5 protein-coding genes and 1 pseudogene are annotated in these 6,739 nt (G+C 51.9%); 1 reads left to right on the forward strand and 5 read right to left on the reverse strand.

Annotated features, from left to right (window positions below):
- Nucleotides 1-15 precede the first annotated feature (15 nt).
- From EHV15_RS07310 to EHV15_RS07330, 5 genes are all read right to left on the reverse strand, one after another.
- A complete protein-coding gene (locus EHV15_RS07310; RefSeq protein WP_128630656.1) occupies nucleotides 16-873 on the reverse strand; it encodes a carbon-nitrogen hydrolase family protein in 858 nt (285 codons plus the stop codon).
- A 270-nt stretch (nucleotides 874-1,143) separates the two neighbouring features.
- The gene (locus EHV15_RS07315) at nucleotides 1,144-2,445 is read right to left on the reverse strand and encodes a glycosyltransferase family 2 protein (RefSeq protein ID WP_128630657.1); all 1,302 of its coding nucleotides are present in this window, start codon (nucleotides 2,443-2,445) and stop codon (nucleotides 1,144-1,146) included.
- Between the two features lie 183 nt (nucleotides 2,446-2,628).
- Nucleotides 2,629-3,504 (reverse strand): GGDEF domain-containing protein, encoded by an 876-nt coding sequence (locus tag EHV15_RS07320; RefSeq protein WP_128630658.1) that lies wholly within the window; start codon nucleotides 3,502-3,504, stop codon nucleotides 2,629-2,631.
- A 20-nt stretch (nucleotides 3,505-3,524) separates the two neighbouring features.
- The gene (locus tag EHV15_RS07325) at nucleotides 3,525-4,631 is read right to left on the reverse strand and encodes a C2 domain-containing protein (RefSeq protein ID WP_128630659.1); all 1,107 of its coding nucleotides are present in this window, start codon (nucleotides 4,629-4,631) and stop codon (nucleotides 3,525-3,527) included.
- 692 nt (nucleotides 4,632-5,323) lie between these two features.
- Nucleotides 5,324-6,226: a transposase gene (locus EHV15_RS07330; RefSeq protein WP_246061389.1), complete on the reverse strand. Its 903-nt coding sequence runs from the start codon at nucleotides 6,224-6,226 to the stop codon at nucleotides 5,324-5,326.
- A 277-nt stretch (nucleotides 6,227-6,503) separates the two neighbouring features.
- Here EHV15_RS07330 and EHV15_RS38225 point away from each other — a divergent pair.
- Nucleotides 6,504-6,661 (forward strand): annotated as a pseudogene (locus tag EHV15_RS38225) (IS4 family transposase); the annotation flags it as partial.
- Between the last annotated feature and the right edge of the window lie 78 nt (nucleotides 6,662-6,739).

The following is a 6,739-nucleotide window of genomic DNA, read 5'->3' on the forward strand; positions in this document are numbered from 1 at the left end:
GAAGTGGCCCTCCGCTTATTTCCAGTCGGTGTAAAGGTCCGTCCGCCGGTCGCGCCAAGTGGTGACGGAGCCTTTTTCCCGAACCTGATACAATAGCTCCAAGTCCAGATCCGCGGTGACGATCATATCGTCGTTGATCTCGCCTTCCACCAGGATGCCGCGCGGCGGGAACGGAATGTCGTTGGGCGTAATCACCGCCGCCTGCCCGAAATTGGCCCGCATAAAGTCCACCGTCGGCAGCGAGCCGACCGTCCCGGTCGTAACGACGTAGACCTGGTTTTCGACCGCTCTGGCGTGACTCGTATAACGGACCCGATGGAATCCGTGACGGTCATCCGTGCACGAAGGACAGAAAATCACGTCCGCCCCTTTGGCCTTGGCCATCCGGACGATCTCCGGAAATTCGATGTCGTAACAGGTCAACATGGCGATCGTCCCCTTCTCGGTTTCGAATACCTGGAGGCCGTCGCCGGGGGTCATTTTCCACTCGTTCACCTCGGTCGGCGTGATGTGAAGCTTAGGTTGTTCCGCGATTTTTCCGTCCGGATAAAACAGATGAGCCACGTTATACAACCGGTCCCCATTCCGGGTCACATGCGTGCCGCCGATAATGTGCATCTTGGTCTGCTTGGCCAATCCGGAAAACAAAGACCGGTACTGCTCCGTAAAGTCGGGCAGCTCCTGAATCGTTAGCGCCTTTCCTTCGCTGTTTCCGATGGACATCAGTTGGGTCGTGAAAAATTCCGGGAACAGCACAAAATCCGCGCCGAACTCCTCGGCGGTTTTGATATAATGCTCGACCTGCCGGGCGAATTCCGCGAATGAGTTTATCGTATGAAGATGATACTGAACGGCGGATACTCTCAGTTTCATGCGTTTGCTCCTTTCGATTCCATTCATAAAGGATACATTTTAGTTATTCCCTTGCGGCAATATTTCTTAAAATATAAATGTTTCCTGGCTTATCGGCAAGCGGAATATTTTAATTTACAATATAATTAGTAACCATTTTTCATGAGGTGAAGAATATGACCACGTTAAAGGAAAGTGCAAACATCAAGAGGCCCGCTGGGGCCCGTTAGGATTGACTTTACGGTCGGTTCTTTTAGTTTGACAGTCTCATGGGTGATAAAGCCGTCCCGCTCACCCAAACCGCTGCGTTTTGTACCACTTGGTTTTTCTGCCCGTCACTTTGTCGACGATGATGGAATAACAAGCGCGCAGGGAAATCACCAGAAACAGCTGGGAATAAGTGAAATAGGACACGCAGGATAAAATAAAATTTTCCTTCGTGCTTTGTCCAATATCGGTGGACAGCGCCAGGTTGATCTGCAGCACAAAAAGGTAATACATCAGCCCTGATGCAATCATCAGGTGCACATACACATCCCCCGCAAATTGAAACGGCGAAACCACTTCCGGGTTGAACAAAGCGATCGCCCCGTAAGCCAGGTTAACGACGAAGATGATATCCGCGACGATCAAGGCAAACAAAAACCAGAAATAACTCGCCGCAAAGTAGAGCACATGCAGCTTAATGCGCCAGCTTGACCGTTGAAACAAATGATGGATGTTCTCCATTACCACGGAAAAATTCCCTTGCGCCCACCGCGTCCGCTGCTTCATATACACGCTGAACTGCTCCGGTTCCTGCTGATAGGCCTCCGCCTGGGGCGCCAGTGCGATGAGTTGTCCCCTCGCCATAATCTCGAACGAAATGGCCGTATCCTCCGTAATCGCCTCCGTATCCCAGCCGCCGATTTCGCGGATCAGTTCCGTTTTGATGATAAAATTCGTCCCCGGGATCGTCCCCAGCTTAAACAGCTCCCACAATCCGGTATGATAAATCCGCTGGGCCGTCACCAGTTCGAGATTAATGCATTTGGTCAAAAAATTCTGTCCGCGGTTTCTCGCCTTGTTCCGCCCGAAGACCGCTCCGTAGGTTTCGGGGTCTTCCAACGCTTTTTCGACCAAAAAGTATAAAGCGTTCCGCTCAGGCGCCGCGTCGGCGTCAAAAATACAAATCCACTCGTTTTTGACATACTGCAGCGCATCATTAAGCGCTCCCGATTTGCCGCCCGTTCCCGTCCGTTCGAAGATCATAAAATCCCGGTCCTGAAACGCTTCCTTATTTTTGAGCGCCTGCAGTTTCCCGGCGGTATCGTCGCTGCAGTTGTCGGCAATGACGATAAGCTGGACTTTGTCCTGTGGATAATTCAAACGCAAAATATTTTCCGCCGTGGCGGCGATCACCAATTCTTCATTATGCGCGGGCACCATGACGGTGACCTTGGGAAAGTGCTTCATCTCCTCCGGTCCGGGAACGGTCCATTCCTTACGGCTCTGCCTGAAAATAAACCGGACCGCCCCGCACATAATCAGAATCGCCTCAAAGACGGCCGCCCAAATACTGAAAATGGAAAACACCAATAATAGATCAGCCACTGACTTTCCTCCGGTCATATTTTCGAGTTACGCGTGACCGAAAGATCATTGTTGCGATAAACAACCCCAGAACCGCAAGGGCAAAAATCAGACTGACCCCATTGCATAACGGGATGAACCACGCGGTATAAGACATCTCCTTCTCCTCCTGCTGCTAATCATCCAAGACGAATCGCGATGGTTTCAAATGTATTCCCCGATCAAATCCGTCTCGGTATTGCGTTCGAGCGCGGAAATGACCGCGTCCGCATCCTCGTATTTACCGAACTGCTCCTTATTAAAAACCAGTGCCCCGGCGCGGATCACCAGATTCAGCTTCCGGCCTTTCCCGTCTTGAAACGGAATATCCATCAGCTTATTTTTAATCCGTTCCGTCAGCGCCTTTAAATACGAATGGTCGGTCATTGGAAGCAAAACGACAAACCTTCCCCGGTCAAGCGCGAACTTGTAATCCTCATAACGGATTTGTTTCTGGATTTCTTCCGATAAGGAAGCGAGCAGCCGGGCATACCCTGGCGAACCGAGGGATTCCTGCACCATCGGCAGAAAATCGATTTTAAACATGGCCAGGCAAAAGTTGTATGTATCCGAATAACGATGGGCCAGGTTAGACTGCTTGACCAGCGTTGCCGCAAAGGCCTGCTTATTGCCGAGCGAGGTATCCAAATCCACTTCCGGGATTCTGCTTTGCAGTTCCTCAAGCCGCTCCATAAGCCGCTTATTGCGGATCAACCCGGCCTTGATAAACGCGGCTGCGGCCACATTGGCCGGAAGCAGCCACCACCAGGAAAACGACAGCACATCCGCTTCGGCATAAGCCGAAAACCAGACGAAATACGCGACCATATAAATAAAAATCAAGACGGCCGAAACCCCGGCGGGAGCCAGGAAACCCAGCAGCAATGCCGCAAGACACCCGATGCTGAACCCCAGCTCGATGAAAACAAACGATTGGTCTCTAAAAACGTTCACATACACCAGCAGCTCCTGCAGGATCGCCAACCCAATCAGCAGCACGTACCCCCAGACCATGCGCTGGACTAATCTTTTATTCCTCATGTTCACCTCAATGATGATTTTCAATGGTTCGCCAAGGCATACTCCCCCAACAATGGAAGCAGGTTATCAAAAATATGGGTATTGCCTGCAAACACGTAACCGCCGGGATACTTTGCATCACGCCCTTTGAGGGTCAGCATATGCTTGTACAAGGCTTTCGCAAAAGGCTTGTCCCCTCTATCGATCGCAAATTTAATGGCGAGGCCGTAAACCGAAGGGGACTCATAATTTACCGCGGCCGTTCGGCCGGCACGCACGTACTGTCCGGACAGTTTCCCCGTTTGCTTGAATTTCTGTTTCAGGAATTGAAGCAACGGCTCTTGATCCCTTTCCGTTTCTCCGGCATGAATCGCCACCAGCAGCTGGTCGATTAAATTGACGGTTGTTTCATACGTATACTCTCCGGTTACCACGTTAAAAGACTTGGGATAAAATACGCCGTCGTCCGGCATGTCCTGCAGCAGGGCATGATATCGGCCGTACGTTTCCTCGTCCAGCATCCCTTCTTGCACAAGCTCTTTCAGCACCGACAGATCCACATAGGCGAGAGCCAGGGTATCGGGAGCTTCCTGCCTGGAGAAATCGTAGAAGTCCACCAGGAACCCGTTTTTTTGCGACCGGCTTAACAACGTTTCCGTTAGAGTTTTGGCCGTCGCCTTCCACTCAGGGTGGCCCTCCCACGTTCGGGTCCCTTCCAGCAGCGCCCCAATGATCCGCAGATCGTCGCCAAGCGCGTTTGTGCTGACTTCCGTACCGCCTTCGGGATTTAACTTCCACGCAATATAATTTCGATCCGTCGTGAAATGACGGGTTAAAGTTTCATAACTTTTTTCAAACGCGTCAAGATCATGGCTTTCCAACGCCGCCTGCATCCAAAGCCCAAGTGACTCGGACAGCGCCTCCCGCCCCGCCGCCAATTCAGGACTGACCGGCTCCGCCTCCTGCAAATAGGTAGCCAGTGTGCCGTTGGGGTTGGTCAGATTCATTGCAATAAATCGTTTCGTCGATTCTTTTCCTTCCGCATGGGAACGGCATCCCCCGATCCCCAAGGATGCCCCCAAAAGTAAAACGATCGCCACCCACAACACATTCCGCCTGCTTCGCCATTCCAAGCTGTTGACCTCCATTCTTCCGATTCCCCCACCCTCCCGCGCATTCTATCATTTATTTCTCAACAAAAACTGTACAGGGTGCGGTAGCTTATGCTCCCGATTCAACTAATTTTGTTTTGTGGCAATAAAACGTAAAAAAAGAGGGGTACTTTCCATAAAAGGTCAGTACAATACCAAAGGCCAGTTCTATAATCTGGAGTTAGATAAGCGGCTTGCAAAATAGAAAAACACCGCTTCGTTTGGTAAAGTCAAGTCCAAAACCGATCGTGGCAAGAAACGCGGAAGGGCGTTGGAAGCTTGAGGACAGAGAAGATCGGTGGGTTGGGCGGCAGATCAACACTCACTGTCCGGACGCTTTGCACGATTATCCCGTTTGATCAGGGTAGCAGAGAAACAGACAGGCTCGGGAGAAGAAAATATTTGGTGAAGAAGCAGATAGGTCCGAGATAATTTAGACGGGCTTAGGAGAAGGAATCAGGTTTAGGGGAGGTGAAACAGACCGGACAAGAGATCAAGACAGGAGATCAAGGACAAGAAGCGAGGGAAACGAAAAGACCATGATTTTGCTGTAGCCTGAACCCTTCCGTTTGCAGCAACGCCCACACCGTTCATGTTAACTCACACCAATCAAGTTGATCCGCATTAAGCTACCCCCTACCCATTAAGTTGATCTGCGTCAAACTCCCCCCACCGTTACAGCGTCTCGATCAGGCCGCAGCCGCAAGGGGCTGGTTCGGTTGGCGTGCGATCAGCCGGCGGTAAGGGATCGCCGGAATCGCCACACACATGTGCAGTAACTTCTGCCGCATCGTATCTTCCGCTCCGGGCCGGCGCAGCGAGCGGCGTACGGTGTACTCGTTTAGGTACGCCTGCAGATGCTTCAGTCCCAAGGCTACATACGTACTCTTCAGCGATTCCCACGCCTCTCTCACTACTTTCCGCAAGGGCGCATACAGCCGATAGGCTAGAGGAAACGACTCTACCACCGATGTACGGACATCCACATGCCCGTTGATGAACGCGGCGAGTTCGAGACGGTTTGCCCTTTTTCCGTCTCCTCTCTTATGCGGCACCAGGCGGATTTTGACCTGCTCCGGCTCGCCCGACTCCGTGACCGTGCATCCAGCTACGACCGCCGAGGCATACGGATTCGAAACCTGAAACCGGGACGGATTACACCCATACAGATCGCTGTTCACCTTCACGTCTCCGCAGAGCAGCTCCCGGATATCGAATTCCCCGACGGCATGGCGTATTTTATGCAGCATCAACCATGCGGTTTTGTAGGTAACCCGGATCACCTTGCTCAGCCGCATCGCCGAAATGCCACCATCAAGCAAGAACAACTCCAGCGCATTGAACCACTTGAGCAGGGGCAGATGCGTTCCTTCAAAAATCGTGCCGACCAAAGCCGACGTTTGATGCTTGCACTTTCCGCACTCGAACAAGGGGATATGCCGGGAAGTCAGACGGCTGCACCGGGTATGAGCGCAGCGCGGGCAGACGAAGCCGTTCGGCCACTTCATCGCGATCACCGCCTCCATGCAGGCCTGCTCGCTGTTATAACGGCTGGTGAATGGTTGGAGTTCCGTTCCCGCATTGACCCCCATGTTTACTCGCCCCCGAATCAAGAGTTTGCGAACGTGTGTTCTGTTTATTTCATCATACCAAACACACGTTCCCTTTTCAAGTCGAACATCTCACCTGAACGGCCTCATTTTTTCCCCCATCTCTTTTTCTTCTCTCTTTTTTTGGAACTCTTGCTCTAGCCCACACCCCCTGCTCCCTTAACGAAAGGGATAATCGTGCAAAGGCTGCAGGCAGGGACACGAAGACACGAAGACACGAAGACATGAAGACACGAACCCTTTAGACAGCCACCTCACCTGGCGTCGATTTGTGAAAATGCCCGAAACGGCTACAGTGCAAAAGGTAGATGTGCTGACCTCGGCGGATCGTGACGCCCTCTTCATCGTTGACGCTTCTATGCTTCCATGTTTAAGCAGAATCGTAGCAAAGCGGTCGAGTTGCTTGCCCAATTTAGGAAAGACACTGTCCGCCTCTGATTCAGCGTCAACTCCGGCAATGGATTGCTGCTTTACCCAGCTAAATCAAGACTTGTT

Origin of the sequence: Paenibacillus oralis (genome assembly GCF_003863965.1) — a bacterium.
Taxonomy (GTDB): Bacteria; Bacillota; Bacilli; order Paenibacillales; family Paenibacillaceae; genus Fontibacillus; species Fontibacillus oralis.